Genomic DNA, 26,660 nt, shown 5'->3' with positions numbered 1-26,660 from the left:
GTTATCGGGCGATACGGTAGTCCTATGAGATCTCGCTCTGCTTCGACGCGCCGCAGCGCCCGGCCCGCGCACCGTCGCCGTTCTCTCACCGTCGTCGCGCTGGCCACGGTGCTCACCAGTCTGGCAGTCACCGGGTGTTCGCGGACCGTCATCGTCGAACCCGCCGAGGACGCGGCGAATCCGAAGTGTGCCGACATCATGCTCACCCTGCCCGATGAGATCTCGGGTGAGAAGGCTCGCACGACCTCCTCGCAGGGCACGAAGGCGTGGGGAGATCCCAATGTCGCGGTGCTGCGCTGCGGAGTCACTCCTCCCGGCCCGACGACCGATCAGTGCGTGAGCGTGTCCGGGGTCGACTGGATCTCGAAACCGGTGGACGACGACGATTCGACGTGGAGGTTCACCAGCTACGGTCGCACACCGGCGGTCGAGGTGCTCGTCAACCGCAAGGCCGAGTCCGGCAACGATGTGCTCGCCGCGATCTCACCGACACTGTCGAAGATCCCGCCGGAGCACGAATGCGTCGGCGCGGAGGACATCACCGACTAGAGCCCGCCCGCCGCGGACGCGATTGCGCCGCATATGGCGCCCCGTCTCACTTCGCGCGGGAGTGGTCGATCAGGGCGATCGAGATGAGTTCGCCGATGAGTTCGGAGTAGTCGAGTCCCGACTGCGCCCACATGAACGGGTACGCCGAGGTGGGGGTGAACCCGGGCAGGGTGTTGAGTTCGTTGATGACGACGTCTCCGGTGTCCGTGACGAACGTGTCGACGCGGGCGAGTCCGGTGCAGTCGAAGAGGCGGAATACCGAGGCGGCCAGATCCTGAACCCGGGCCGTCACCGTCTCGTCGAGGTCGGCCGGACAGGTGACCTCGGCGGCGGCGAGGTCGAGGTACTTGGCGTCGAAGTCGTAGAAGGAATGATCTCCGCTCACGCGGATCTCGCCCGGTGCGGACACGCGCAGGTCCGTGTCATGGAGGGAACCGAGCACGGCGCATTCGACCTCACGGCCGCTGACCTCGGGTTCGACGATGACCTTGGAGTCGTGTTCGAACGCACCGAGCAGGGCGGCTTCGAGGTCGGCGGCTTCGGCGACCCGGCTGACTCCCATGGACGATCCGGCGCGGGCGGGTTTGACGAAGACGGGCAGGCCGAGCCCGGCCACTCGGTTCTCCGCCTCGGCGCGGTCTGCGGCCCACATCGTCTCGGTCACGAGTTCCCACGGGCAGGTCGGGATTCCGGCCTGAGCCATGAGCGACTTCGTGAAGTGTTTGTCCATGCTCGCGGCGGAGGAGAACACTCCGGAGCCGACGAATGCGGTGTCGCTGAGTTCGAACAGTCCCTGCAGGGTTCCGTCCTCACCGAAGCGTCCGTGCAGGAGCGGGAAGAACACGTCGACCGCACCCAGTTCGGTGCAGGTGCCCTCGGCATCCCGGTGCAGCAGAGGCGCCCCGTCGGCGGAGACCGGAGGGATCACCTCGGTGCCGTTGTCCGTGACTTCGGGCATGGCGTCGGGATCGAAGCGCATGCTCGCCCAGTCGTCGACGACCCGCCACACGCCGGTCTTCGTGATGCCGATCGGCAGGACGTCGAAGGCCTGGGAGTCGATGGCACCGATCACTCCGGCCGCGGTGACGCAGCTGACGGAGTGCTCACTCGAACGGCCTCCGAAGAGGATTGCGACACGGGGCCGGTGATCGTTGTCTGCCATGAGTTTCCTTTGAACTGGTACTCCCGCGCACTGGGACCGGGCACGGGGTGCGCACAGCGGGTCAGGTGTGCGCGGACTGAAAGACTCTAGCTCACTTGACCTCGAACGTGCATTCCAGCCACGCGCGGCCGATGCCCTTGAAGAACATGTTGAAGCCGGCGAAGGCAGGTGACGCGGATTCGTCGATGCCCAGCGGTTCGGCCAGAGCGGTGACGATGAAGAAGTAACGGTGCGGTCCGTGGCCCTGCGGCGGGGCGGCACCGACGAAGCGGGGTTCGCCGGCATCGTTGCGCAGGGTCACGGCTCCGCCGGGCAGGAGGTCGGCGGCCGGATCGCCGGCATTGGCCTCCAGGCTCGTCACCGAGGCGTCGAGGTCCGTGACGACCCAGTGCCAGAAGCCCGACCCCGTCGGAGCGTCGGGGTCATAGCAGGTCACGGCGAAGGCCTTGGTCTCTGCCGGGAAACCGGACCACGACAGCTGCGGGGAGACGTCCTCACCGCCGGGCACGCCCATGGCGCCGGAGAGCTGGGGGCCGCTGAGCACTCCACCGTCGTCGATGTCGGTGCTGGTCAGCGTGAAGGTCGGAAGTTCGGGAAGGTTGAAGAACGGTGAGTTGGCGCTCATGGGTGCTCCTAATTGTCCAGCGATCGGCCTGAGACGGGCTTCGCCTCAGGCTGGCGGTCCTTCGTGCTTACGTTTCCGAGACAACAGCAATCCGGCGAGTTCGTCAACCTGCAGCTGTCCGTTCAGCACTGCGCAGACCGCCTCGGTGATGGGCAGGTCGACGCCGTTGCGTCGGCCCAGGGCGAGGACGGCGGGGGCGGATTTCACACCCTCGGCTGTCTGTGAGGTGTGGGCGATGACGTCCTCGAGGCTCATCCCCTCACCGAGGTGGCGCCCGAAGGTGCGGTTGCGTGACAGGGGAGAGGCGCAGGTGGCCACGAGGTCGCCGAGTCCGGCGAGCCCGGACAGAGTGTGCGCCTCGGCGCCCATGGCCGCAGCCAGGCGAGAGGTTTCGGCGAGACCGCGGGTGATGATCGAGGCCTTCGAGTTGTCGCCGAGCTTCTGCCCGTCGGCGATGCCCACGGACAGGGCGATGATGTTCTTGATCGCACCGCCGATCTCGACGCCGACGACATCGGTGTTCGTATACGGCCGGAAGTACGCGTTCGCGCTGATCTCCGCGACCACCTCGGCGGTGGTGATGTCGGAGGAGGCGACGACGGTGGCGGTGGGCTGCCGGTCGGCGATCTCACGGGCGAGGTTCGGACCCGAGACGACGGCGATCTGGGATTCGGCGACCTCGGCGACCTCGGCGATGACCTCGGACATGCGCTTTCCGGTGTCGACCTCGATGCCCTTCATCAGGCTCACGAGCTTCACACCCTCACGCAGGTGCGGCTTCCAGCGGGTGAGGTTCTCCCGCAGGGTCTGGGCGGGGACGGCGAGGACGATGACCTCGGCATCGGTGACGGCGGCGATGCCGTCAGCAGTGGCGCTCAGCCCCTCGGGCAGAACCCGTTCGCCCAGATAGCGCTCATTGGTGTGCATGGAGTTGATCTCCGCGGCGACCTCGGGGCGGCGAGCCCACAGGGTGACGGGGAAACCGGCGTCGGCGATGACCGCGGCGTAGGTGGTTCCCCACGATCCGGCTCCGAGGACGGTGATCTTGTCGACGCTCATTCGCCAGACTCCTTAGCTGTGAAACGCTGCGGCAGTTCGCGTTCGGACAGTTCGGCCACCATCGCCGCCACGGTGTTCTTCACTCGTTGGGAGAGGTCTCCCATCGTCTTCTTCTCATCCCGGCGATCCCACAGATCCGAATAGTCGATGGCGGGACCGAAGGCGACGACCGAGTCGTGGCTGAAGGGACGGAAGCGGACCTTCTTCTGCCCGCGCGGGTAGACCGTGTCCAGTCCCCAATGGGCGACGGGGACGATCGGGGCTCCGGTCTCGAGCGCCAGCCGAGCGGTGCCGGTCTTGAAGTGCTGCGGCCACAGCTGCGGGTCCTTCGTCAAGGTGCCCTCGGGATAGATGACGACGGTCTGACCGTTGGCCAGGGCCTGTTTCGCATATGCCAGGGAGTCCCCGGCCTGCGCCGAGGCACGCAGCACCGGGATCTGCCCGATGCGCTTGAGGATGACGCCCAGGGCACCTGTGAACAGTGTCGACTTCGCGAGGAAGTGCGGCATCCGTCCGTGGCGCTTGAGCGCCAGTCCCACGAGGATCGGGTCGAGATGGTTGGCATGGTAGGCGGCGACGATGATGCCCGTGCCGGCCGGCGGCAGGTGCTCGGTCCCCCGCACGCTCATCCTCGTGGCCGTGCGCATGAGCCCGAAGGCCGCCGTGGCGGCGACGGTGCCCGCCCGGTTCTGCGAGCGCACCGAGGCGGGGTCGAACGCGACGAGGGGCTTCGGCTCGTGGGCGGCCCGGGGCGAGGGTTCAGCCCTCATGCGGACACCTCGGCGCCGAGTCCGATGAGCTTGTCGAGGAAGTTCTCGTAGCCGCGGTTGATGAGTTCGATGCCGTGGACTTCGCTCGCGCCCCGGGCGGCCAGAGCGGCGATGAGGTGGCTGAAGCCGCCGCGCAGATCGGGGACGTCGATGCGGGTGCCCCTGAGGTCGGTGGGCCCCGAGATCACGGCCGAGTGCTGGTAGTTCCGCCTCCCGAAGCGGCAGGGGGTGCCGCCGAGGCATTCGCGGTAGAGCTGGATCTGCGCACCCATATCACGCAGGGCGTCGGTGAAGCCGAACCGGTTCTCGTACACGGTCTCATGGATGATCGACAGCCCCTCGGCCTGAGTCATCGCGACGACCAGCGGCTGCTGCCAGTCGGTCATGAAGCTGGGGTGGACGTCGGTCTCCAGCGCGAAGGATCGGAGTTTGCCGCCGGGATGGCGGAAGCGGATGCCGTTCTCCTGCACCTCGAATTCGCCGCCGATCTTGCGGAAGACGTTGAGGAAGGTGATGAGCTCCGGCTGGCTGGCGCCTGCGACGAAGATGTCTCCGCCGGTGGCGAGTGCCGCCGAGGCCCAGGACGCGGTCTCGTTGCGGTCGGGCAGGGCGCGGTGGGTGAACCCACGGAGGGTGTCGACGCCTTCGATGCGCACCACACGCTCGGTGTCGACGGTGATGATCGCGCCCATCTTCTGCAGCAGCGCGATGAGATCCATGATCTCGGGTTCGATGGCCGCACCCCGCAGCTCGGTCACGCCTTCGGCGCGCACCGCGGTCAGCAGCACCTGTTCGGTGGCTCCGACGGAGGGGTAGGGCAGTTCGACCTTCGTTCCCTGCAGGCGGCTGTGTGCCTTGAGCATGATGCCGCCGGGGGTCTTGTCGACCACGGCTCCGAACTTGCGGAGCACATCGAGATGGAAGTTGATGGGGCGGTCGCCGATATGGCAGCCGCCGAGGTCGGGGATGAACGCCTGACCGAGGCTGTGCAGGAGAGGTCCGCAGAAGAGGATCGGGATGCGTGAGGAACCGGCGTGGGCGTCGATGTCGACGATCGAGCCCTGGGCCACTTCGGCCGGGTCGAGGTGGAGTTCACCGTCGGGCTGGTCGCCGTCGGGCCCCGAGGTGACGCGGACTCCGTGGAGTTCGAGGAGTCCGGTGACGATCTCGACGTCGCGGATCTGGGGCACGCCGCGCAGCACGGATGGGGTCTCGCCGAGCAGAGAGGCCACCATCGCCTTGGGCACCAGGTTCTTGGCGCCGCGGACGCGGACGGTGCCGTCCAGCGGGTTTCCCCCACGTACTTCGAGCATGTTCCTCCCTGATTCCGATGATCGGATCCGGGCGGGCTCCCACCCGGAGACGGTGCCCCACGATTGCGGCGGGCACCGTCCTAGACTAACCCAGCCGACGGTGTCCCACCGATTCGCCTAAGCCGGCCCCGAGGTCGCGCCCGACCGTGACGGCGGGCCGCCTCGGTGGGGGTCCGATGGCGGCGGTGGCCCGCCTCGGCGAGTCTCAGACCTTGGCGGGCAGGGTCGTGGGCTTGAAGGCGAAGCGGGAGGATTCGTAGGCGACGATCTCGTCTTCCTTGGCCAGGGTGAGGCTGATGTCGTCGTGGCCTTCGAGCAGGCGCCAGCGCGTGTAGTCGTCGATCTGGAAGGACACGGTGACGGTGTCGCATGTCACGGTCTTCTCGTTCAGATCCACGGTGATCGGGGTGCCGGGATGATTCTCGAGGATCTTCCAGATGAGCTCGATATCGGCCTGTTCCAGCTGGGCGGCCAGCAGGCCCTCCTTGCCGGAGTTGCCCCGGAAGATGTCGCCGAAACGGGAGGACAGGACGACGCGGAAGCCATAGTCCTTGAGCGCCCAGACGGCGTGCTCGCGGGAGGATCCGGTGCCGAAGTCGGGGCCGGCGACGAGGACGGAGCCGGACGCGAAGTTCGGGTCGTTGAGGACGAAGTCGTCACTGGTCCGCCAGCGGTAGAACAGGGCGTCTTCGAATCCGGTGCGAGTGACGCGTTTGAGGAACTTCGCGGGGATGATCTGGTCGGTGTCGATATTGGATCGGCGCAGAGGAACGCCGATGCCGGTGTGGGTGGTGAACGCTTCCATGGCTCGTCCTCCTTTGTCAGTCGTTCGCCGAGACGGGTGTCAGGGTCAGGGACAGGCGGTCGTCGGCCCATTCCACGGGTTCGGCGTCCCGCGGCAGGTCGGCGACATCACCCGGAGAGGACAGGGTGCCGCGCACGGCGGTGGCCGCGGCCACGAGCGGGGAGACGAGATGGGTGCGTCCGCCCTTGCCCTGGCGGCCTTCGAAGTTGCGGTTCGAGGTCGAGGCGCAGCGTTCGCCGTCGGCCAGCTGGTCGGGGTTCATGCCCAGACACATCGAGCAGCCGGCGAAGCGCCATTCGCCGCCGAAGTCCTTGAAGATGACGTCGAGGCCCTCGTCTTCGGCCTGGAGGCGGACCTTCGCGGAGCCGGGGACGACCATGAAGCGGACGTTGTCGGCCTTCTTGCGTCCGCGGACCACCTCGGCGGCGGCCCGGAGGTCTTCGATCCGGGAGTTCGTGCACGAGCCGAGGAAGACGGTGTCGACTTCGATCTCGCGCAGCGGCGTGCCCGGGGTCAGCCCCATATAGGCCAGCGCATTGGCCGCGGCTGCCTTGTCGTTCTCGTCGGCGAAGTCGTCGGGACTGGGTACGCTTGCCGACAGCGGCAGACCCTGGCCGGGGTTCGTGCCCCACGTGACGAACGGTTCGATGTCTTCGGCCTTGAGGACCACCTCGGCGTCGAATTCCGCGCCTTCGTCGGTGTAGAGGGTCTTCCAGTACTCGACGGCCGCGTCCCAGTCTTCACCCTCGGGGGCATGCGGTCGGCCCTTGACGTAGTCGAAGGTCGTCTCATCGGGGGCGACCATTCCGGCGCGGGCGCCGGCTTCGATCGACATGTTGCAGATCGTCATCCGGGCTTCCATCGACAGCTGGCGGATGGCCGAACCGCGGTATTCGAGCACGTAGCCCTGTCCCCCGCCGGTGCCGATCTTCGCGATGATCGCGAGGATGATGTCCTTGGCGCTCGAGCCCTCGGGCAGATCGCCGTCGACGGTGATCGACATCGTCTTGAAGGGCTTGAGGCTGAGCGTCTGGGTGGCGAGGACGTGCTCGACCTCGGAGGTGCCGATGCCGAAGGCGAGCGCCCCGAAGGCTCCGTGGGTGGAGGTGTGCGAATCGCCGCAGACGACGGTGGTGCCCGGCTGGGTCAGGCCCAGCTGCGGCCCCACGACGTGGACGATTCCCTGGTCGGCGTCGCCGAGGCTGTGCAGGCGGATGCCGAATTCCTCAGCGTTCTTGCGCAGGGTGTTGATCTGCGTGGCCGAGGTCGGTTCGGCGATCGGCTTGTCGATGTCCCACGTCGGGGTGTTGTGGTCCTCGGTGGCGATGGTGAGGTCGGGACGGCGCACGGGGCGTCCGGCGAGTCGGAGTCCGTCGAAGGCCTGCGGGCTGGTCACCTCGTGGACGAGGTGGAGGTCGATGTAGATAAGGTCCGGCGCACCGTCAACACCAAGTGAGACGACGTGATCGGCCCAGACCTTCTCGGCCAATGTGCGTGGCATGGTTCCTCCCGCCGGTGCAGGGATCTCTGCACCCGATGTAGACCTGACGGGCCGAGGTACGACCGCGTCGATGAACTGCGATGTGTGCACTGGAGTGAGTGCGTATTCGAAATCTACTCGGCCGTATCGCAATGCGAACTTGCATCTCGCCCACTGAGACGCGCACAATGGTGCCTATGACAAGCAATGGTAGCGGCGTCGGGGTCATCGACAAGGCCGCAATGGTTCTCTCCGCACTTGAGGCCGGACCCGCCTCTCTCGCCGAATTGGTGACGCTGACCGGACTGGCACGCCCCACCGCCCACCGCCTGGCTGTTGCCCTCGAATTCCACCGCATCGTCGGTCGCGACCTGCAGGGACGCTTCGTCCTCGGGCCGCGCCTGGCCGAGCTGTCCTCGGCCGCCGGAGAGGACCGTCTGCTGGCCGCGGCCGGGCCCGTTCTGGGCCAGCTGCGCGATCAGACGGGTGAGTCCGCTCAGCTCTTCCGCCGCCAGGGCGATCTGCGTCTGTGCGTGGCCGCGGCCGAGCGCCCCGTGGGTCTGCGCGACTCCGTGCCGATCGGTGCGACCCTGTCGATGCGCGCCGGCTCGGCCGCTCAGGTGCTGCTGGCCTGGGAGGAGCCGGACCGTCTGCACACGGGCCTGCGCGGTGCCCGATTCTCCGCGACCATGCTCTCCGGGGTCCGCCGCCGAGGCTGGGCACAGTCGATCGCCGAACGTGAGCGCGGCGTCGCCTCGGTGTCGGCTCCCGTGCGCGGGCCGAGCAACCGCGTGGTCGCCGCGGTCTCGATCTCCGGACCGGTCGACCGGCTCACCCGCCAGCCCGGTCGGCTGCATGCGAAGTCGGTCATCGACGCCGCACGTGCGCTGACCGAAGCACTCGTGCGCGGCTGAGCGCTGCCGCACTCTTACGGGCCCGGGAGAATCCTCTCCCGGGCCCGCTGTCTGTACTATGGCCCCATGATCGCCGCTCAGAGACGCAATATCATCGTCGACACGATCGAGCGAGACGGCGCCGTCTCCATCACCTCCCTGTCGGAGAAGCTCGACACCTCGGCCGTGACCATCCGCCGTGACCTCGATCAGCTCGCCGAGGAGGGCAGGCTCGTCCGCACTCACGGCGGTGCCGTGCTGGCATCGAGCGCGCGGGAGTCGAGCTATGCGGAGAAGCTCGAGCAGGCGCTGGCCGAGAAGACGGCGATCGCTCGCGCCGCTGCGGCGCAGGTGCGCAACGGCGATGTCGTCGCACTCGGCCCCGGGACGACGACCGAGCTGCTGGCCAAGGAGCTCGTCACGCGCTCAGGTCTGCGCGTGGTGACGAATTCCCTGCTCGTCGCCGAGGCCATGGTCTCCTCCCCCGACAACGAGGTCATCGTCGTCGGCGGTCTGCTGCGCCATTCCATTCGGGCCTTCGTCGGCGGCGCCACGGTGTCACAGCTGCTCGGTCTGCGCGCCGATACCGTCTTCCTCTCCGGCAACGGTCTGGCCGCGGACTTCGGCCTGTCGACTCCGGCGTTCCCCGTCGCCGACACGGACCGAGCGATGGCCGCCGGGGCGGGACGCGTCACCGCCCTCGTCGATCACACGAAGGTCGGGCTCCGCGCATCGGTGCTCACCGTCCCGACCGAACAGATCCAGCAGCTCATCACCGACTCGAAGAGCTCGGAATCCGAACTCACGGCCCTGCGCAAGGCAGGCGTCGAGGTCGAGGTCGTCTGACCTGCCGACCAAACGATCAAAACTGTTCAGGTTCGATCACTAGCGATCAGGCTCACAATCCTCTAAAGTGTCCACTCGGGTGTCACACACCACACGCATCCATGCATTGACGCATTTTGAAACCGTGCACTGACGCATATGGAGGAACCTTGGAAGCAATCCGCTTGGACGCACAGTGGATCGACTATCTGCTGATAGCGATCTACTTCATCTTCGTCCTCGGCATCGGGTGGTTCGCCAAACGCGGGATCTCCTCGAGCATCGAGTTCCTCCTCTCCGGACGGAGCCTCCCTGCATGGGTCACGGGTCTCGCTTTCGTCTCGGCCAACCTCGGCGCCGTGGAGATCATGGGCATGTCCGCCACGGGCGCCCAGTACGGCATGCCGACGATGCACTACTTCTGGATCGGTGCGGTCCCGGCGATGCTGTTCCTCGGTGTCGTGATGATGCCCTTCTACTACGGTTCGAAGGTCCGGTCGGTTCCGGAGTTCATGCGCAGACGCTTCGGCACGGGTGCTCACCTCGTCAACGCGCTGTCCTTCGCCGTCGCACAGCTGCTCATCGCCGGTGTCAACCTGTTCCTGCTGGGCACGATCGTCAACCGTCTGCTCGGCTGGCCGCTGTGGATCACGCTCATCGTCGCCGCCGCCATCGTCCTGTCCTACATCACCCTCGGCGGGCTGAGTGCGGCGATCTACAACGAGGTGCTGCAGTTCTTCGTCATCGTCGCAGCTCTCCTGCCGCTGACCCTCATCGGACTCAACCGCGTCGGAGGTTGGGACGGACTCGTCGACAAGGTGAGCAATGACGGAATGCTCGGCGCCGAACAGCTGAGCAGCTGGCCGGGCGAGCAGCTCTCCGGCTTCTCGAACCCCGTGCTCTCGGTCGTCGGCATCGTCTTCGGCCTCGGCTTCGTGCTGTCCTTCGGCTACTGGACGACGAACTTCGTCGAGGTCCAGCGCGCCATGGCTTCGAAGTCGATCAACGCCGCGCGCCTGACCCCGATCATCGGCGCCTTCCCGAAGATGCTCATCCCCTTCATCGTCGTCATCCCCGGCATGATCGCCGCGGTCCTCGTTCCGCAGATGACGCAGTTCAAGGAGGTCTCGGCCAACATCGACGAGGCGACCGCGCTCGAACAGACGGGTGTGACGTACAACGATGCGCTCCTGCTGCTCATGCGCGAAGTCCTGCCCAACGGCCTCCTCGGTGTGGCGATCGCCGGCCTGCTCGCCGCGTTCATGGCCGGCATGGCCGCGAACATCTCCGCATTCAACACCGTCTTCAGCTACGACCTGTGGCAGCAGTACGTGGTCAAGGACCGCGAGGACGACTACTACCTGAAGATCGGCCGGTGGGCGACGATCGGCGCCTGCGTCGTCGCGATCTTCACCGCTCTCATCGCAGGCAACTTCTCCAACCTCATGGACTACCTGCAGACGCTGTTCGGCTTCTTCAACGCCCCGCTGTTCGCCACGTTCATCCTCGGTATGTTCTGGAAGCGGATGTCGGCGACCGCCGGTTGGGTCGGCCTCGTCGGCGGCACACTCTCGGCCGTGTTCGTATTCATCCTCGCCGAGACCGGAGTCCTCGACCTGCCCGGCCAGGGTGCCGCATTCCTCGCTGCCAGCACGGCGTTCGTCGTCGACATCGTCCTGTCCGTGATCGTCACCCTGTTCACCACGCCGAAGCCCGCCGCGGAGCTGCGCGGACTCGTCTACTCGGAGACCCCGAAGTCCGACTTCGAGGACCTCGGCGAACCGAAGGCGCCGTTCTGGAAGCGCCCCGTGCCCGTCGCGGGTGTCGCCCTGGTGCTCGTCATCATCCTCAACGTGACATTCGGCTGAAGGAGCCCGTGATTCCCATGAGCAATTCCAACGTACAGACCAAGACCGCAGGCGCCTTCGACGTCCGCAACTTCATCGGTGCGCTGTTGGCGATCTTCGGCATTATCCTCACGATCGCCGGAATCGTTGGCTTCACTCCCGACGAAGCCGAGCGCACCGGCGGGGTCGATGCAAACCTGTGGACCGGGATCGGTCTCGTCATCGCCGCGGCCGTCTTCCTCATCTGGGCGCGGCTGCGTCCGCTCCGGATCGTCGAGACACCCGACGAAAGTACGGACACCGGCACCGAGGCAGCCCCCGACACGAACTGATCCCCTGAGTCCGCGCGGGGTCGGCTGATTCCCTATGCCCGCGCGGGGTCGGGTCAGAGTCCTGCCATCGCGCTCAGAGTCGCGACATCGCCGCGACGACCTCAGGGACGTCCGCGGCCGGCACGGCCCTCGATCCGTTCTCGAGGACGAGGAGTCGGGCACCTGGAATTTCCCGGGCGAGCGCCTCTGCATTGCCGACAGGAAAGAAAGGATCGCGTCGACCGTGCACGACCAGCGTCGGCACCCGCAGCTGTGGCAGTCGTTCTCGCCAGCGTGGCCGGCAGTCGAGGCGAGAGAACACCATCCCCAGCTGATCGGCCCGGTGAGACTCCGGATTCGAGTCCTGCGTCCGTTCCCAGATGCGGGCCGCGACGTCGCGGGCCTCCGCGGGATCGTCGCCGAGGATCCGTGCTCCTTCGGCCATGAACTCGGCCGCCTCGTCGCCGTCCGACCAATCCGGCTGCGGTCGGGTGAAGAGCGAACCCATGGTGGCCTGATCATGATCCGGCAGGTCATCGTCGACGGGTCCGGGTGCTACCGGTCGGGTGCCGATGAGAGTGAGTGCCGAGAACGCATCCGGATGGTCGAGAGCCGCGACCTGCGCGACCATTCCACTGATGCCGATTCCCGCCAGATGAGCGGGTCGGCCGTCGAAGGCTCGAGCGAGTTCGGCGGCATCGGCGGCGAGGTCTCGCAGAGTGTAGTCCGGTGATTCGAGGTCACCATGGCTCGAGGTCCCGGCATCGCGGAGGTCGCAGCGCACGACGTGGCGTCCCTGCGCAGCCAGCTGCACGCACAGAGCATCGGGCCAGGACAGCATCGTCGGAGCGCCGAGGCAGAGAACCAGCGGCGCATCCGCCCCGCCGAACTCCTCGACGCCGAGGCTCACCCCATTGACGTCGCAGATATCCATGCCGCTCCCCCGCCCCTCCGAGTCCATCCTCATCTGAGGTTCCAGCATGAACCGTGGAGGTTCGGGTGGTCAACGCTGTGCGCATGCCCGGCCGCAGCCGAATCAGCGGCTCAGTCGAAACAGGTTCAGTCGAAACGGGCAGCGCCGCGACCCGCGCTGACGGCGAAGATGTCCGGCGTCCGGTAGCCGTGGTCGGCGAATGCTGCGGTGACGGCGTCGCCGACCATGTCGACCTGATCTGCGTGGATGAGCGCGATCGCCGAACCGCCGAAGCCGCCGCCGATCATTCGCGCCCCAAGCGCTCCGGCTCCCATCGAGGCGGCCACCGCCACGTCGAGTTCGACGCACGAGACCTCGTAGTCGTGCTGCAGAGATTCGTGGGAGGCCACCAGCAGGTCGCCGAGGGCACGGATGCGCGCGTCATGTTCGTCGCCGGTTGATCGCTCGTTGTCCTCGAGCAGTTCGACGGTGGATCGGACTCGCGCGTTTTCGGAGATGACGTGGCGCACGCGCTTGCGCTGCTCCTCGGTCAGTTCGCTCAGGTCGACGTCGTCGGGGAGTTCCCGCAGGCTGTCGACGCCGAAGATCGCGGCGGATTCCTCACAGGTCCTCCGCCTGGCGCCGTACCCGCTTTCGCTGTGCGAGTGCGAGACCTTCGAGTCGATGACGAGGAGTCGCAGCCCCTCGGCGTCGAGGTCGAATGGAATCTGGCGGGCGCTGAGGTCCCGGCAGTCGAGGAAGAGTGCATGCCCGGCCTCGGTCATGATCGAAGCAGCCTGGTCGACGATTCCCGTCGGTGCACCGACGAAGTCGTTCTCTGCTCTCTGTGTCAGCAGGACCTTCTCCCGGTCATCGAGACCGAGGCCGTACACCTCGTCGAGGGCGATGAGCACCGCGACTTCGAGGGCGTGAGATGACGACAGTCCGGCGCCGACGGGCACGGTGGACTCGATATAGAGGTCGACACCGCCGACGATCGTGCCGGTCGTTTTGGCGATCTCATCGACGACGCCCGCGGCGTGGCTCAGCCAGCCTGGCAGGGTACCGGGCGCGAGGTCAGCGGCCGTGAACTGGCCGGACAGGCGCTGCCCGGTGTCATCGCGATGGTCGGAGACGATGCGGATGCTCTCCCCGCGCCGAGGCGGCTCCACGGTTCCCGTGTCCTCTATTACCTCGGCGCGCCGCCCTGCCACGTCCACGTCTCGCCCATCAGCGACGTTGGCGGGTCGCCGGCCGATGGCGACGTACACGGCCCGGTCGATGGCGATGGGCAGGACGAAGCCCAAGTTGTAATCGGTGTGTTCGCCGATGACGTTCACCCGACCGGGTGCACGGAAGGATCCGAGCGGCCGGTACCCGAACAGGGCTTCGAACTCCGCGGCGAGGTGGTCGGGGGTCGGCGCGGATACGGCCTCGGGGGTCTCTGTGGTCATGAACGATCGCCTTCCGGGTCGAACGCCGAAGCCGTGCTCGCGTTCGCACTCACGGGTACGGCCGCCTCGGCGAGGGGTTCCGGGGTCACCGCACGCAGCCTGGCTGCGGTCTCCTCGGCGGAGACGTCGCCGACGAAGGCGCCCATCGCGGTCTCCGAACCGGCGAGGAACTTCAGCTTGTTCTCCGCCCTCCGCGGGCTCGTGATCTCGAGGTGGAGCCATTCGGCCAGGCGGTCGGCACTGTTGACCAGTGCCTGGTGCCAGGCCGCAATATACGGTGTGGGGCTCGGGTAGAGTCCGTCGATGCGTCTCAGCACCTCCGGATAGACGCGCGCCAGGTCGTCGCGTTCGGTCTCGTCGAGCTCGTCGACGCTTCCCACCTGGCGGTGCGGAACGACGTGGACTTCGATCGGCCACCGGGCCGCGAAGGGCACGAAGGCGGAGAAGTGATCGGTCTCGAGGATCATCCGCTCCCCTGCCTCGCGTTCGAAGGCGAGCACATCGCCGAGCAGCGGTCGCCCGGTCCGGCGCAGGTGGTCATGCGCCCGCGCCGAGGTGATCGCGGTGTGCGGGGTGACATAGGGGTAAGCATAGATCTGTCCGTGCGGATGATTCATCGTCACCCCGATCTCCTCCCCGCGGTTCTCGAACATGAAGACCTGCTCGATGCCCGGCAGGGCAGAGAGTTCGGCGGTCCTGTCGGCCCAGGCGTCGATGACGGTGCGGGCACGTGCGGTGCCGAGTCCTGCGAAGGAGCCGGTGTGCTCCGAGGAGAAGACGACGACTTCGCAGCGGCCGTACCCGGGTGCCGACAGCGCAGAGGTCACGGTTTCGGCGGAGGCGGCGGCCGCCTCGGCGAAAGCGGTGTCCACGCTCTGAGGGGACGGAACATCACCGAGGTCGGGGCCGAGGGACGGGAAGCGATTCTCGAAGACGGCGACGTCGAAGTCCCCGGCCGGGATCTCCGTGGGACGGTCCGGCGTCGACGGGCACAGCGGACATTCGGCGGCGGCGGGCAGGTGGGTGCGGGTCTGCCGGTGAGTGGCCACGGCGACCCATTCTCCGGTGAGGACGTCGAAGCGCAGGGTGCCGCTGTCGGGTCGCGAATCGTGCGGCCGGGGGTCAGCGGCGATCGTCGGTGCAGGTGAGTCGAGGTCCTGGAAGAACAGGATCTCACGACCGTCGGACAGGTTCGCCCTTTGATGCGACGCCGGCATCAGACCTCCCAAAAGTTATCATTTTCGATCATAATGCTAACATCTGGCGGTTCGGTTGGGCGTAGTCGGCGTAGAATATCTGCAACCGCATCTCCCCGCACTCGAGCCCCTTTGGAGACCCATGACCGCCACCATCGAACTCGCCTGTGGCGAGTCAGCGGCGGTCATCTCCCCCATCGGTGCGAGCCTGGTTCGCTTCTGCGTCGGCGATCGGCCGGTCGTGGTGCCGATGAGCGCCTTCGACGGGGCCGTGCTCGCGCCCTGGCCGAATCGGATCGATGCCGGCCGTTTCGACTTCGCCGGCGACAGCCACCGGCTGCCGATCACCGAGCCCGAGCGGGATACTGCTCTGCATGGTCTCGTCGCCGATGTCGAGTGGTCCGTGGTCGAGCGCACCGAGTCGACGGTCAGTCTCGAATACTCGCTGGAGCCGACGGAGGGGTATCCGTTCGCGTTCGGCTTGCGGGTGGATGTCGAACTCGCCGAGGCGGAGCTGCGCATGCGTGCCCGTGCCCTGAACACGGGGTCGGCTCCCGCACCGTTCGGTTTCGGATTTCATCCGTGGCTCTCCCCGGGCACAGCCCCATCGGGTACAACCGACCCCGTTGACGGTGCCCTTGTCGACGAGGCTCAGCTCGTCATTCCCGCTGCGCAGTGGTTCGAGACCAATGAGCGGCTCATTCCCACCGCCGTGCGCCCTTTCGATGACGGCACCGCAGTTCCGGCCGATCACGTCTCCGATGATTCCGCGTGCATGGTGTGCAAGGACTTCCGGGCGCTGCGCCTGATCGGGGCAACGATCCTCGATGATGCGTACGGCTCACCTCGGCGCGGGGACGACGGGTGGTCTCGAGCACGGCTGAAGGGTGCCGATCTGCGCGAGGTCGTCGTCGGGATGGGTCCCGGTTTCCGCACCTGGCAGGTGTGCACTGGCGACGGCCTTGATGAGGATCTGGCTCGTCGGGCGATTGCGATCGAGCCGATGACGTGCCCTCCGAATGCGTTCGCCGCCGGCGAGGCCGGAGAGGACTTCGACGTCATCGCTCCCGGTGACGAGCTTGCCGTCGAGTGGAGCATCGCTTTGACCGGGGTCGACGACAGGATTGCCGATTCGGGCTCGCCTCTCTCAGGCAACGGTTCGGCCGCTCCTGACGGTGCTTCTGCCGACTCCGACGGCGCTTCGACTTTCCTCCCAGAATGACAGTCACCCTGCCGCGGATCGGCGCATCCTGATAGGTTGCGATGACAGGCAGATATCAGGCGAGCGTGCCCTGCCCTGGGTGCGTTCCATTCTCGAGAGGGACACCATGTCGACACCGCAGAACCCGAACGACCCGAACAGCAGCTCGTCTGAGCAGAACCTCGACGGCCAGAACCCCGGCGCGGGAGACCGGCCTGAGAACGCCCAGCCCGACCAGCCAGGCCAGGACGATCAGGCAGCGCAACAGGGTCAGAACGCACAGTTCCAGCCCGACCAGCCCACCTATCAGCAGGGAACTTACGACCCCAATGCCTATCAGGCACAGGGACAGCAGTACCAGCAGGGCGGTTATTCCCAGCCCGGCGCTTATCAGCAGGATCCCTACCAGCAGGACGCCTACTCGCAGAACGCGGCACAGCAGCAGGCCTACGGTCAGCCCGCCCACGGTCAGCCGGCGTATGGTCAGGCTCCGCAGACGGCGCCTCAGCAGACCGGGTTCTTCAAGTCGCTGTTCGACATCCGCTTCGACAACTTCATCGCAGTCAAGTGGGCAGGCTTCATCTACATCATCGCGATCGTGGTCGCGGTCCTGTCCTACCTCGGGACCATCATCGCCGGCATCAGCGCGGGAATCGCAGCAGGTACGGCCTCGGCATATATGACCGGCGGACCGAGCTTCAGTGTGCTGCCGCTGATCCTGTCGATCATCTTCGGCTGGATCATTCCGGCGCTGTGGGTCATCGGCGTCCGTCTGGTTCTCGAGCTCATCGTCTCCAACATCAAGACGGCCGAGCACACGAAGCGCATCGCCGATTCAGTCAGCCGCTGAGGCGACTACGGCACTGTCTGAGTCAGAAAGCACTGTGCGAAACAGGTGCTTTCTGACTCAGACAGTGCCGTTCCCAGTTGTCCCCAATGCAGGCGCGGGAAAACGCCTGTGAATTAGAGTGAGCCCCGCACCGAAAATCGATGCGGGGCTCAACCGTACCCCCGAGCAGATTCGAACTGCCGTTACCGCCTTGAGAGGGCGGCGTCCTAGGCCACTAGACGACGGGGGCTAGAACAACACTCCTGGACTGATCCAGACTGTGTCCGCTGGGCTACCAGGACTTGAACCTAGACTAAATGAACCAGAATCACTCGTGCTGCCAATTACACCATAGCCCAATGCTTTTCAAGGTCATCCCCGAGGAGATTTCCCTGAGCAACGAGATATAACTCTACACAAGCACCCCGCCTCCGGACAAATCTCAGAGGGTCATTTTCGGTGTGACCTTCTTAACACACCACGCGCATCGGGGCCGGCCTGCCGACAGGCCCAGAATTCCCGCGCGCGCAGGCTCGGTCTGCCTGCCCCGACGGGCCCGAGCCTCACCCGCGGGCGAGGCCGATGAGCCGGTCGAGGACTCGGTATCCATCGGCGCGCAGACCGTTGTGTTCGTACTCGTTCGTCACCCACGGCTGCACTCCGGACAAGTGCTCGGCCGTGGCCAGCGAATACTCCACCGGCACGTAGGCATCCTCGAAGTAGACTGCCGCAGCACCGCGCACCGAGGCGGCCTGCAGAGCGTCGACATCGTAGAGACGAGGCCACTGACGTGCGGCGACGATGTCGGCCACCTCGGCGAAGGGAGCAAGCTCCGGATCCTCGTGCAGCGACTCCGGCCCGGCATGTTCGCCGGCCAGCAGGGTCGGGTCCTCACGGACAGGATCGGGCATTGCCCGCCTGGCCGCCCAGTTCGTCACCGTGCCGTCGGCCCAGCAGGATTCGTGGACGACGGCATAGAGCGGATTGCGCCCCGAGAACGGCAGAGACGCGGCAAGGTCATGCCGGAATACTGCCGAAGAGAAGTCGAGGTCGAGCAGATAATGCAGCTTCTCCGGACCATCCGAGGCGCCGAGGAAGTGCCCGAGCAGACGGATCCGCTCCGGCGTCGCCCGCGCACCCCCGGGCAGGGCGAGCCCATCCCCGACGGATGCGAGCTCGACGAGCCTGCGCACCTTCTCACGGTCGTCGGGGAACGCTGCGTAGTGCTGCTCGGACTTGCGGATCATCCCCTCCCACGTCCGACCGTAGACGGTCGCCGGATCAAGGCCGATCGCCGGCAGACCGCCGGTGAAATACACCTCGTGAAGGGCACTCGAATGCGCGGAGATATAGCGCAGAGTCGTGAAACCGCCGAAGGACTGCCCCAGCAGGGACCAGGTGTCCGCCCCGAGGTGACCGCGCAGGATCTCCGCATCCTCGACGATCGAATCGGCGCGGAAGAACGACAGCGCCTCGGCGATCGCGGCCGGGTCCTCCCCCACCGTCTCCAGTCCGGTGATGGCCCCATCAACAGAGCCGATCGGATTCGATCGTCCGGTGCCACGCTGGTCGAGCATGACGACCTGAAACTCCTCGAGCGCCCGCTTCACCCAGCCGTTGGATCCGCCTGCGATGCCCGGGCGCGGGGCTTCCACCCCGGGGCCGCCCTGCAGGTACACGAGGTAGGGTTTCCGGCTGTCCGCCTCGGTGGCGATGATCCGGGCGAACACGTCCATCGTGTCCGGCAGGTTCACCGTCCCCGAGGCGGCCGGCACGGCGTTCTCCCCCGCCGAGGCGGCATCCCCCGCCCGTCCGAAATGGTCGAAGGGCACGGTGACCGTCACGTCACGGAAGTGCAGTCCTCCGCGGGTCCAGATCTTCTGCTCGACCATGGTCACAGCTGCGCCGCGAGCGCCTTGAGGCGTGTCATGGAGGAGTCCTTGCCGAGGATCTCCATCGACTCGAACAGCGGCGGGGAGACCTTGCGGCCGGACACGGCCACACGCAGGGGTCCGTAGGCCAGGCGCGGTTTGATCTCCATCTCGTCGACGAGCTTGGCTGAGAGCACTTCTTCGAGCTTCGCTGTCGTCCAGTCGTCGAGCCCTTCGAGGACCTCGATGGAGGCGGCGAGCACCTCGGGGGCGGTGTCCTTGAGCGTCTTCAATCCGTCTTCGGCCATGACGAGGTCGTCATCGGAGGTGAAGAGGAACGCGAGCAGGTCGGGAGCTTCTCCGAGCAGCTTCATACGGGTCTGCACGAGCGGAGCCGCCTTGTCGAGGATGGCCAGCTGAGCCTCCGTCGGGGATGCCGGGAGCACCTCGGCGGCCTGGAGGTAGGGCACCAGACGGTCACGGAAGTCATCCGGATCGAGGAGGCGGATGTGGTCGGCGTTGATGGCGGTGGCCTTCTTCACGTCGAAGCGGGCCGGGTTGGGCAGGACATCGTGAATGTCGAATGCTTCGGTGAATTCCTTGACGCTGAAGATGTCGCGGTCGGGTCCGATGGACCAGCCGAGCAGTCCGAGGTAGTTGATGAGTCCCTCGGGGATGAACCCGTTCTCGCGGTGGAGGAACAGGTTCGATTCGGGGTCGCGCTTCGACAGCTTCTTGTTGCCCTCACCCATGACGTAGGGCAGGTGGCCGAACTCCGGGGTCGCCTCGGCGATACCGATGGCCTTGAGGTGTTCGTAGAGAGCGATCTGACGCGGGGTCGAGGACAGGATGTCCTCGCCGCGGAGCACATGGGTGATGCCCATGAGAGCGTCGTCGACGGGGTTGACCAGGGTGTACAGCGGCTGGCCGTTCGCGCGGACGACGACGAAGTCGGGCACGGTGCCGGCCTTGAAGGTGATGTCGCCGCGGACGAGGTCGGTGAAGGTGATGTCCTCATCGGGCATTCGCACGCGCCACACCGGTTCGCGGCCCTCGGCGCGGAAAGCGGCCTTCTGCTCGTCGGTGAGGTCGCGGTCGTAGCCGTCGTAGCCGAGCTTCGCGTCACGGCCTGCTGCCTTGTGACGGGCTTCGACTTCGTCGTTCGTCGAATACGACTCGTAGATGTGGCCGCCGGCCTTGAGCTTCTCGATGACGTCGGCGTAGATCTCGCCGCGCTGCGACTGGCGGTAGGGCCCGTTGACGCCGCCGACCTCGATGCCTTCGTCCCAGTCCAGGCCCAGCCATTTGAGGGCTTCGACGACCTGTCCGAAGCTCTCTTCGGAGTCACGTGCCGCGTCGGTGTCTTCGATGCGGAAGACGAACTTGCCGCCGGTGTGCTTGGCGTAGGCCCAGTTGAACAGGGCCGTGCGGACCATGCCGACGTGCGGGGTGCCGGTGGGTGATGGGCAGAAACGAACTGTGACGCTCACGATTGTCCTTTGCGTGATCTTCTCGGGTGTGAGTCTGTGGTGTGCGCGGTGGCGCTGCTGGTGTGGTGCTCTCAGGCGTCCATGACCGGGTTCGACAGGACGCCGAGCCCGTCGATGGCGATGTCGACGCGGTTGCCGGACACGATCTGGCCGACGCCGGCCGGGGTTCCGGTGAGGATGACATCGCCGGGCAGCAGGGTGATCGTCTCGGACAGGTGCTCGATGAGGGTCGGGATGTCGAAGATGAAGTCGGCGGTGGTCCCGTCCTGCTTGATGTCTCCGTCGACCCAGGAGCGGATGTTCAGGTCGTCGACGTCGAGTTCGGTTTCGATCCACGGACCCAGCGGGCACGAGGTGTCGAAGCCCTTCGCCCGTGACCACTGTTTGTCGGCCTTCTGGATGTCGCGCAGGGTGACATCGTTTCCGGCGGTATAGCCGAGGACGCAGTCGTTGGCGTTCTCGGCCTTCACGCCTTTGGCCACCCGGCCGATGATGACGGCGAGTTCGGCCTCGTAGCTCACGTATTCGCTGATGGCGGGCAGGCGGATGGGGTCGCCGGGGCCGATGACGGCGGTGTTGGGTTTGAAGAAGGTCAGGGGGGACACCGGCACCTCGTTGCCGAGTTCGGCGGCATGGTCGGCGAAGTTGCGGCCGACGCCGATGACCTTCGAACGCGGCAGGATGGGGCTGACCAGACGCACATCGTCGATCTTCAGCCTCTCGCCTGTCGATTGGGCCGGAGAGAAGAACGGGTCGGAGTCGAGAACGGCGAGTTCGAGACCCGACGTGTCCCAGCTGCCGTCGGTGATCGGCGGGACTTCACCTTCGACGACTCCATATTTGGGCTCGTCCTGATGGACAAATCTGGCGATACGCATGTGCCCCAGTCTAGTCAGTGCCTGGTGCCTTCCGCGCGTCGGTGCACCTCGAACCGTGATCGGGTCCCTGCAGATCCTCAGTCGGCGTCCCATGTGCGGGCCCGACCGCCCTGCTGAGAGACTGGTGTCATGCCCGATCCGCACCTCCCGCACACCTTCGATCTCGCCCGCATCGGGGCCGGATTGCCCGCCGCCGCGCTCATCGATGACCTGGCCATCGCCGAGGCGGCCCCCTTCCCGCGAGTGGTCGTGGAGGCTCCTCCCGGCACCGGTAAGACGACCGTGGTGCCGCCGATGATCGCCGAGCACGTGGCCCGGTTCTCCGGAGGTTCGGCTGGTGCCGAACTCCCGGGCCGCATCATCGTCACCCAACCGCGGCGGATGGCTGCCCGCGCCGCGGCCAGGCGGCTCGCATCGTTGACGGGGACCAGCCTCGGCGAGGTGGTGGGTTTCACCGTCCGCGGTGAGTCGCGGACAACGACTGCGACGCGCATCGAATTCGTCACCACGGGCGTGCTCCTGTCACGGCTGCTGCGCGATCCGGAGCTGACCGGCGTCGCGGCAGTGATCCTCGATGAGGTGCACGAGCGGCAGTTGGATACGGATCTCGCGTTCGCGATGTGCCGGGAGTTGGCAGATCTGCGTGAGGACCTTGCTGTGGTCATCATGTCTGCGACCTTGGATGCGCGGCTGTGGGCAGCGCGCCTCGGGGACGGGCCGCAGGCACCGGCGACGCTGGTGTCGGTGGCCGCCGAGACTCATCCCTTGGAGGTCCGGTGGGCACCGGCGAAGGAGCGGCCGCTCGATGCGAGGGGTGTGACCTGGGATTTCCTTGATCATCTGGCGGCTGTGACGGTGAGCGCGCTCGAGGAGAACGCCGCCGGGGATGTGCTCGTCTTCGCTCCCGGGGCACGTGAGGTCGACGAGGTGGCCTCCCGGGTGCGGCGTCGTATGGGATCGAGCGCAGGGGCCGAGGCGGGCACAGATCTGGAGGCGAGCGCAGGTGGTGGTTCGGATTCCGCTGCGGTCGAGGTGCACACTCTCACGGGCCGAACTCCGGCGAAGGAGCAGGATGCGATCCTGCGTCCGGTCGATCCGGGCTCGTCCGGCACGGGTCGGAACCGGCGGGTCATCGTCTCGACATCAGTGGCGGAATCGGCGCTGACGATCGACGGAGTGCGCATCGTCGTCGATTCCGGGCTCTCCCGGGGGCCGCGCTGGGATACGCGGCGGCGCATGTCCGGGCTGGTGACGATGCGCGAGTCGAAGGCCTCGGGCACGCAGCGTTCCGGCCGTGCCGCTCGGCAGGGACCGGGTGCTGCGTATCGCTGCATGTCAGAGTCCGATTGGGCGAGCCTGCCCGAGCACACTCCACCCGAAATCGCGACCTCCGATCTCACCTCCGCGGTGTTGGCCCTAGCCACGTGGGGCGGCGACGAGGCCCTGTTGCCTGATCCGCTGCCGGCCGGCCCCAAGCGGCAGGCGGTCGACAATCTTGTGGCTTTGGGTGCCGTTGAGGCAGATGAGAGCGCTCTGCACGTGACTGAGACGGGGCAGGCGATCGCGGCGGTTCCCGCCTCGGTGTGGGCGGCACGCGGTCTGCTCGACGGGGCTGCGCTGCTCGATCCCGTTCGTGCGGCCGAGGCGATCGCCGTCATCGAGTCCGATCAGCGGGCTCCCGGCGCCGATCTCTCCGCTCTGATGCGTCAACTGCGGCGCAGCCGAGATGCCCGATTCGCTCAGGACCGCAGACGGTTCGCGTCGATCGCCCGCGGATTCGCCTCGGACGGCGATGGCGGCGACACGGGAGACGGCGGCGGCAATTCCGGCACATCCTTGACACCCGAGGATCTCGGGCTCGTCACGGCGCTGTCGCATCCGCTGCAGATCGCACGGCTGCGCAGCGCTTCGGATTCCGACTATCTGCTGGCTTCGGGCACGGCGGCGAGCCTGCCGCGTGACTCCTCACTGCAGGGCAGTCAGTGGCTGGCCATCGCCGAGGTGGGTCTGGCCGGTTCGCGGGCGATCATCCGATCTGCCGTGCCCATCGACGTCGACACCGCGGAACTCGCCGGCGCCGGATTGCTGCACACGGAGGAAACCGCGACATTCGAGTCCGGGAGGGTCCGCGCGGTTCGGCGCAGCCGCCTCGGCGGGATCGAACTGACGTCCACCCCTATCCAGGCCGGCCCGGAACTGGCCCGCCGTGCCATCGCCGCATCGGTGCGCGAACGAGGAGCCCGCGAGGTCGCGCGGCCGTCCGAGGCGTTCGAGAACCTGCGGGCCAGGCTCGGTCTGCTCCGCGCGGTCGTCGGGGATCCCTGGCCGGAGGTGAGGTGGGGGCACCTGTCTGCCACGCTCGATCAGTGGTGTCCGGATGTGCTCGACCGGATCGCGAAGGGCTCCGACCCTGCACGGGTCGATCTTGTCTCCGCGCTGCGCGGTCTGCTGCCGTGGCCCGAGGCGGCCCGGCTCGATGAGTTGGCCCCGACCCACATCACAGTGCCCAGCGGGTCTGCGATCCGCCTCGAGTACCCGGACCCCGATCTCATCGAGCCGGAGGCCGTCTCCGGTGCGGACGACGGATCCCGAGCGGACGGCGAGTCTGCGGCCGCATCCCAGCGCACTGAGATCCCGAGCCCGATCCTCGCGGTCAAGCTCCAGGAATGCTTCGGCTGGACCGAAGTGCCGCGCATCTGCGACGGAAGGGTGCCGGTCACCATGCATCTGCTCTCCCCGGCGCGCAGGCCCTTGGCCGTGACGACCGATCTCGCATCGTTCTGGGCGAACGCGTATGCCCATGTCAGAGCCGAGAACCGGGGTCGCTACCCGAAGCACCCGTGGCCGGAGGACCCGCTGAACGCTCCGGCGGCGAAGGGCACGAAGCGCTCGGGCCGCTGACCGACTCATCGCCGGGCCCGACGCGCATGCAGGCCCGACCGTCGTCTGGGACAATGGTGCGGTGACTTCCGCGCCAACGACCATGACTGCCAGCCCGATCGCGGCGGCGACCGCCTCGTCGGCGGTGGCCCCGATCGCGGCGGTGACCGAGCGCACCGACGAACCGGCGGGCCGCCTCGGTGACGGTGTCGTTCCTGCCGAGATCTGGCGCGGGCTGCGTGATGAGCACGAACATCGGATCGCCGAGCGCACGGATGCCCATATCGAGAGGCGGATGCGGCAGGAGTCCCATCCGGTCGAGGATTTCCTCTTCACCTATTACCCGTTCAAGGTCGGGCAGCTGAAGAAGTGGCATCCCGGACCGGGGGTGCGCGTCGAACTCGCCGAGGCGGCCGATCGCCGGTATTTCGACCGGCGTTGGTACCTCATCGACGAGGATCGGAATCTCGCCGAGGTGGACCTCGAGTCCTGGCGGGCCGATCGTGGGGATGGGGCGAAGTTCATCGCCTCCCTGCTGTCGTCGACGCTGAATCGGGAGGCGAATTTCGGGTGTTTCGGCATCCACGAATGGGCGATGGTCTACCGTCTCAGCGAGGAGCAGCGTCGTCATCAGCAGGTGCCGCTGCGGCTCAGCCCACCTGAGACCGATGCCGTGGTCGAAGGCCATCGCATCCAGTGTTCGCATCATGATGCGTTCCGCTTCTTCACCGCACCGGCCCGGCCGCTCAATACCCTGCAGCCGAGCCGTGAGGGCATGGTCAGCAACGAGCAGCCCGGGTGTCTGCACGCGGGGATGGATCTGTACAAGTGGGCGATGAAGATCTCACCGGTCGCTGATTCGGACCTCGTCGTCGACTGCTTCGATCTGGCTCTCGATATCCGCACTCTGGACATGGAGGCCTCCCCCTATGACCTGCGCGGATGGGGCTACGGGGTCGTCGCGATCGAGACCGCCGCGGGCAAGGCCGAGTACATGGAGCGGCAACGCGCGTTTTCAGCCAGGGCTCAGCAGCTGCGGGCTCGGCTGCTCGATGCTCTGGCGGTCGCCGGAGTTCATCCGCGCTGAGTCGCCTGGGGGCTGCGCTGGCTAGACGCTGCGGCTGCGCCGAGCCTGCTGCGCTGACCAGTCGCTGCGGCCGCGCCGTTTCGTGGACGTCTTCGCGGTCGCGGCACCGGCGAGCCTATGATCGGCGGTATGCGTGCCATCGTCTTCGATCAGTTCTCTGTCCGTCCCAATCTCACGGACATTCCCGCGCCCACGGCCCCCGATGCGGGCGTCGTCATCGACGTCGAAGCCACCGGGGTGTGCCGCAGCGATCATCACGCGTGGGCCGGCCACGATTCGACGATCACTCTCCCCCACGTACCCGGGCATGAGCTGGTGGGTCGGGTCGCCTCGGCGGGGGTCGGCGTGGAGCATTTCCGCGCCGGCCAACGTGTCACCGTTCCTTTTGTGTGCGGGTGCGGAAGCTGCCGGTGGTGCATTTCGGGCAATGCACAGGTGTGCCCCGATCAGACGCAGCCGGGATTCACGCATTTCGGGTCGTGGGCGGATCGAGTCGTCATCCACAATGCCGATGCGAACCTCGTGGCCGTACCCGAGGATCTGCCGGCCGCGGCGGTGGTCGGTCTCGGGTGCCGATTCGCCACGGCCTTCCATGGTCTGCGCGTGCGGGCTCGCCTTGCCGCGGACGAGACGGTCGCCGTGTTCGGCTGCGGCGGAGTGGGACTGTCTGCGATCATGATCGCCCGTGCCCTCGGGGCGAGGGTCGTGGCCGTCGACGTCAGCGATGCGGCCTTGGAGTCCGCCCGTGAGTTCGGTGCCGCACGGACCGTCAACGCTCGCGATCTCAGTCCGGAGGAACTGAGCGCCGAGGTGGTCGCGCAGTTCGCGTCGACCGATCCCGACGGGGCGGCCGTGACCGTCGACGCGCTGGGCCGGGAGGACACGATCCGGGCGGCGATCGGAGCTCTGCCACCCTTGGGCCGGCACGTGCAGATCGGTCTGCTGCCCGACCAACCGGTCGTCGACCTGCCGCGCGTGATCGCGCTCGAACTCAGCGTGCTCGGCTCGCACGGAATGGCCGCGGCCGAGTACCCGGAGCTCGTCGACCTCGTCGTGCAGGGACGGCTGCGCCCTCAGGACCTCGTCACCACTGTCATCGGACTCGACGAGGCACCGGCGGCGATGGAGGCGATGAGCTCCCCCGCCGCCTCGACGGGAATGACGATCATCGACCTGGCGCGGTGAGAACGGCCGGGGTCCGGGCACTGTGCGTCTCCTCGAC

General features: G+C 66.9%; 23 protein-coding genes and 2 tRNA genes. 10 read left to right on the top strand and 15 right to left on the bottom strand.

From position 1 onward, the window contains the following. Positions 1-24 precede the first annotated feature (24 nt). Positions 25-549, top strand: coding sequence for a DUF3515 domain-containing protein (locus BLIN9172_RS02175; RefSeq protein WP_025777343.1), 525 nt, complete (start codon positions 25-27; stop codon positions 547-549). Between the two features lie 46 nt (positions 550-595). Here the strand turns inward: BLIN9172_RS02175 and BLIN9172_RS02170 are convergent, their stop codons facing one another. The 7 genes from BLIN9172_RS02170 to leuC all read right to left on the bottom strand — a co-directional run bounded on the left by BLIN9172_RS02170 (position 596) and on the right by leuC (position 7,784). Continuing rightward, on the bottom strand, positions 596-1,711 hold the full coding sequence (locus BLIN9172_RS02170; protein ID WP_101553651.1) for a D-alanine--D-alanine ligase family protein: 1,116 nt from the start codon (positions 1,709-1,711) through the stop codon (positions 596-598). A 91-nt stretch (positions 1,712-1,802) separates the two neighbouring features. Then, entirely contained in the window at positions 1,803-2,336 is a 534-nt protein-coding gene (locus tag BLIN9172_RS02165; RefSeq protein ID WP_025777345.1) for a YbhB/YbcL family Raf kinase inhibitor-like protein, read from the bottom strand. 45 nt (positions 2,337-2,381) lie between these two features. After that, the gene (locus BLIN9172_RS02160; protein WP_101553650.1) at positions 2,382-3,395 is read right to left on the bottom strand and encodes an NAD(P)H-dependent glycerol-3-phosphate dehydrogenase; all 1,014 of its coding nucleotides are present in this window, start codon (positions 3,393-3,395) and stop codon (positions 2,382-2,384) included. Continuing rightward, positions 3,392-4,165: a lysophospholipid acyltransferase family protein gene (locus tag BLIN9172_RS02155; RefSeq protein ID WP_025777347.1), complete on the bottom strand. Its 774-nt coding sequence runs from the start codon at positions 4,163-4,165 to the stop codon at positions 3,392-3,394. Before BLIN9172_RS02155 ends, BLIN9172_RS02160 begins: the two co-directional genes overlap by 4 nt. After that, positions 4,162-5,478, bottom strand: coding sequence for a UDP-N-acetylglucosamine 1-carboxyvinyltransferase (murA, locus tag BLIN9172_RS02150; RefSeq protein ID WP_101553649.1), 1,317 nt, complete (start codon positions 5,476-5,478; stop codon positions 4,162-4,164). Before murA ends, BLIN9172_RS02155 begins: the two co-directional genes overlap by 4 nt. Positions 5,479-5,683: 205 nt before the next feature. Continuing rightward, the gene (gene leuD, locus BLIN9172_RS02145) at positions 5,684-6,283 is read right to left on the bottom strand and encodes a 3-isopropylmalate dehydratase small subunit (protein WP_025777349.1); all 600 of its coding nucleotides are present in this window, start codon (positions 6,281-6,283) and stop codon (positions 5,684-5,686) included. Between the two features lie 16 nt (positions 6,284-6,299). Next, complete coding sequence (gene leuC / locus BLIN9172_RS02140) at positions 6,300-7,784, bottom strand: 3-isopropylmalate dehydratase large subunit (protein WP_101553648.1); 1,485 nt, start codon at positions 7,782-7,784, stop codon at positions 6,300-6,302. Positions 7,785-7,960: 176 nt separating this feature from the next. Between leuC and BLIN9172_RS02135 the strand changes: the two genes are divergently transcribed. The 4 genes from BLIN9172_RS02135 to BLIN9172_RS02120 all read left to right on the top strand — a co-directional run bounded on the left by BLIN9172_RS02135 (position 7,961) and on the right by BLIN9172_RS02120 (position 11,660). Further along, on the top strand, positions 7,961-8,677 hold the full coding sequence (locus BLIN9172_RS02135; RefSeq protein WP_025777351.1) for an IclR family transcriptional regulator: 717 nt from the start codon (positions 7,961-7,963) through the stop codon (positions 8,675-8,677). Between the two features lie 66 nt (positions 8,678-8,743). Then, positions 8,744-9,502, top strand: coding sequence for a DeoR/GlpR family DNA-binding transcription regulator (locus BLIN9172_RS02130; RefSeq protein WP_101553647.1), 759 nt, complete (start codon positions 8,744-8,746; stop codon positions 9,500-9,502). A 149-nt stretch (positions 9,503-9,651) separates the two neighbouring features. Further along, positions 9,652-11,349: a sodium:solute symporter family protein gene (locus BLIN9172_RS02125; RefSeq protein WP_101553646.1), complete on the top strand. Its 1,698-nt coding sequence runs from the start codon at positions 9,652-9,654 to the stop codon at positions 11,347-11,349. 17 nt (positions 11,350-11,366) lie between these two features. Further along, positions 11,367-11,660 carry a hypothetical protein gene (locus BLIN9172_RS02120; protein WP_101553645.1) on the top strand — a complete coding sequence of 98 codons (294 nt, stop codon included), beginning with the start codon at positions 11,367-11,369 and terminating at the stop codon, positions 11,658-11,660. Between the two features lie 73 nt (positions 11,661-11,733). On the opposite strand, the gene BLIN9172_RS02115 is transcribed toward BLIN9172_RS02120, so the two are convergent. From BLIN9172_RS02115 to galT, 3 genes are all read right to left on the bottom strand, one after another. After that, a complete protein-coding gene (locus BLIN9172_RS02115; RefSeq protein ID WP_101553644.1) occupies positions 11,734-12,573 on the bottom strand; it encodes an alpha/beta fold hydrolase in 840 nt (279 codons plus the stop codon). 125 nt (positions 12,574-12,698) lie between these two features. After that, on the bottom strand, positions 12,699-14,006 hold the full coding sequence (gene galK / locus BLIN9172_RS02110; RefSeq protein WP_101553643.1) for a galactokinase: 1,308 nt from the start codon (positions 14,004-14,006) through the stop codon (positions 12,699-12,701). Beyond that, a complete protein-coding gene (galT, locus tag BLIN9172_RS02105; RefSeq protein ID WP_101553789.1) occupies positions 14,003-15,223 on the bottom strand; it encodes a galactose-1-phosphate uridylyltransferase in 1,221 nt (406 codons plus the stop codon). The genes galK and galT overlap by 4 nt, the downstream gene beginning before the upstream one ends. A 121-nt stretch (positions 15,224-15,344) precedes the next feature. On the opposite strand from galT, the gene BLIN9172_RS02100 reads away from it, so the two are divergent. Both BLIN9172_RS02100 and BLIN9172_RS02095 read left to right on the top strand, forming a co-directional pair. Then, on the top strand, positions 15,345-16,424 hold the full coding sequence (locus BLIN9172_RS02100; protein ID WP_101553642.1) for an aldose 1-epimerase family protein: 1,080 nt from the start codon (positions 15,345-15,347) through the stop codon (positions 16,422-16,424). Between the two features lie 106 nt (positions 16,425-16,530). Then, entirely contained in the window at positions 16,531-17,253 is a 723-nt protein-coding gene (locus BLIN9172_RS02095) for a DUF4282 domain-containing protein (RefSeq protein WP_145997914.1), read from the top strand. Positions 17,254-17,409: 156 nt separating this feature from the next. On the opposite strand, the gene BLIN9172_RS02090 is transcribed toward BLIN9172_RS02095, so the two are convergent. The 5 genes from BLIN9172_RS02090 to BLIN9172_RS02070 form a co-directional block, all read right to left on the bottom strand. Continuing rightward, a tRNA-Glu gene (locus BLIN9172_RS02090) sits at positions 17,410-17,482 on the bottom strand. Between the two features lie 37 nt (positions 17,483-17,519). Next, positions 17,520-17,591: transfer RNA gene (locus BLIN9172_RS02085), tRNA-Gln, on the bottom strand. A 204-nt stretch (positions 17,592-17,795) separates the two neighbouring features. Beyond that, a complete protein-coding gene (locus BLIN9172_RS02080) occupies positions 17,796-19,124 on the bottom strand; it encodes an alpha/beta fold hydrolase (protein ID WP_101553640.1) in 1,329 nt (442 codons plus the stop codon). Positions 19,125-19,126: 2 nt separating this feature from the next. Then, complete coding sequence (gltX, locus tag BLIN9172_RS02075; protein WP_101553639.1) at positions 19,127-20,593, bottom strand: glutamate--tRNA ligase; 1,467 nt, start codon at positions 20,591-20,593, stop codon at positions 19,127-19,129. 71 nt (positions 20,594-20,664) lie between these two features. Then, positions 20,665-21,471, bottom strand: coding sequence for a fumarylacetoacetate hydrolase family protein (locus tag BLIN9172_RS02070; protein ID WP_101553638.1), 807 nt, complete (start codon positions 21,469-21,471; stop codon positions 20,665-20,667). A gap of 129 nt (positions 21,472-21,600) precedes the next feature. Here BLIN9172_RS02070 and hrpB point away from each other — a divergent pair, with 129 nt between their 5' ends. From hrpB to BLIN9172_RS02055, 3 genes are all read left to right on the top strand, one after another. Then, positions 21,601-24,372, top strand: coding sequence for an ATP-dependent helicase HrpB (hrpB, locus tag BLIN9172_RS02065; RefSeq protein WP_101553637.1), 2,772 nt, complete (start codon positions 21,601-21,603; stop codon positions 24,370-24,372). Positions 24,373-24,454: 82 nt separating this feature from the next. Beyond that, on the top strand, positions 24,455-25,438 hold the full coding sequence (locus BLIN9172_RS02060; RefSeq protein WP_240811921.1) for a 3-methyladenine DNA glycosylase: 984 nt from the start codon (positions 24,455-24,457) through the stop codon (positions 25,436-25,438). 129 nt (positions 25,439-25,567) lie between these two features. After that, a complete protein-coding gene (locus BLIN9172_RS02055; RefSeq protein WP_101553787.1) occupies positions 25,568-26,623 on the top strand; it encodes a zinc-binding dehydrogenase in 1,056 nt (351 codons plus the stop codon). Positions 26,624-26,660: the final 37 nt, after the last annotated feature.

This window comes from Brevibacterium linens ATCC 9172 (assembly GCF_900169165.1).
Classification (GTDB): domain Bacteria; phylum Actinomycetota; class Actinomycetes; order Actinomycetales; family Brevibacteriaceae; genus Brevibacterium; species Brevibacterium linens.
The sequence above is the reverse complement of the archived record's forward strand: the minus strand, read 5'-3'. Positions and strand labels throughout refer to the sequence as shown.

Coding starts and splice junctions, on each gene's coding strand:
- hrpB (WP_101553637.1), top strand. CDS start 21,601: ATGCCCGATCCGCACCTCCCGCACACCTTCGATCTCGCCCGCATCGGG.
- leuD (WP_025777349.1), bottom strand. CDS start 6,283: ATGGAAGCGTTCACCACCCACACCGGCATCGGCGTTCCTCTGCGCCGA.
- BLIN9172_RS02060 (WP_240811921.1), top strand. CDS start 24,455: ATGACTGCCAGCCCGATCGCGGCGGCGACCGCCTCGTCGGCGGTGGCC.
- BLIN9172_RS02100 (WP_101553642.1), top strand. CDS start 15,345: ATGACCGCCACCATCGAACTCGCCTGTGGCGAGTCAGCGGCGGTCATC.
- BLIN9172_RS02160 (WP_101553650.1), bottom strand. CDS start 3,395: ATGAGCGTCGACAAGATCACCGTCCTCGGAGCCGGATCGTGGGGAACC.
- BLIN9172_RS02070 (WP_101553638.1), bottom strand. CDS start 21,471: ATGCGTATCGCCAGATTTGTCCATCAGGACGAGCCCAAATATGGAGTC.
- BLIN9172_RS02055 (WP_101553787.1), top strand. CDS start 25,568: ATGCGTGCCATCGTCTTCGATCAGTTCTCTGTCCGTCCCAATCTCACG.
- murA (WP_101553649.1), bottom strand. CDS start 5,478: ATGCTCGAAGTACGTGGGGGAAACCCGCTGGACGGCACCGTCCGCGTC.
- BLIN9172_RS02175 (WP_025777343.1), top strand. CDS start 25: ATGAGATCTCGCTCTGCTTCGACGCGCCGCAGCGCCCGGCCCGCGCAC.
- BLIN9172_RS02155 (WP_025777347.1), bottom strand. CDS start 4,165: ATGAGGGCTGAACCCTCGCCCCGGGCCGCCCACGAGCCGAAGCCCCTC.
- leuC (WP_101553648.1), bottom strand. CDS start 7,784: ATGCCACGCACATTGGCCGAGAAGGTCTGGGCCGATCACGTCGTCTCA.
- galK (WP_101553643.1), bottom strand. CDS start 14,006: ATGACCACAGAGACCCCCGAGGCCGTATCCGCGCCGACCCCCGACCAC.
- BLIN9172_RS02115 (WP_101553644.1), bottom strand. CDS start 12,573: ATGGATATCTGCGACGTCAATGGGGTGAGCCTCGGCGTCGAGGAGTTC.
- BLIN9172_RS02095 (WP_145997914.1), top strand. CDS start 16,531: ATGTCGACACCGCAGAACCCGAACGACCCGAACAGCAGCTCGTCTGAG.
- BLIN9172_RS02135 (WP_025777351.1), top strand. CDS start 7,961: ATGACAAGCAATGGTAGCGGCGTCGGGGTCATCGACAAGGCCGCAATG.
- galT (WP_101553789.1), bottom strand. CDS start 15,223: ATGCCGGCGTCGCATCAAAGGGCGAACCTGTCCGACGGTCGTGAGATC.
- BLIN9172_RS02120 (WP_101553645.1), top strand. CDS start 11,367: ATGAGCAATTCCAACGTACAGACCAAGACCGCAGGCGCCTTCGACGTC.
- BLIN9172_RS02165 (WP_025777345.1), bottom strand. CDS start 2,336: ATGAGCGCCAACTCACCGTTCTTCAACCTTCCCGAACTTCCGACCTTC.
- BLIN9172_RS02130 (WP_101553647.1), top strand. CDS start 8,744: ATGATCGCCGCTCAGAGACGCAATATCATCGTCGACACGATCGAGCGA.
- BLIN9172_RS02170 (WP_101553651.1), bottom strand. CDS start 1,711: ATGGCAGACAACGATCACCGGCCCCGTGTCGCAATCCTCTTCGGAGGC.
- BLIN9172_RS02080 (WP_101553640.1), bottom strand. CDS start 19,124: ATGGTCGAGCAGAAGATCTGGACCCGCGGAGGACTGCACTTCCGTGAC.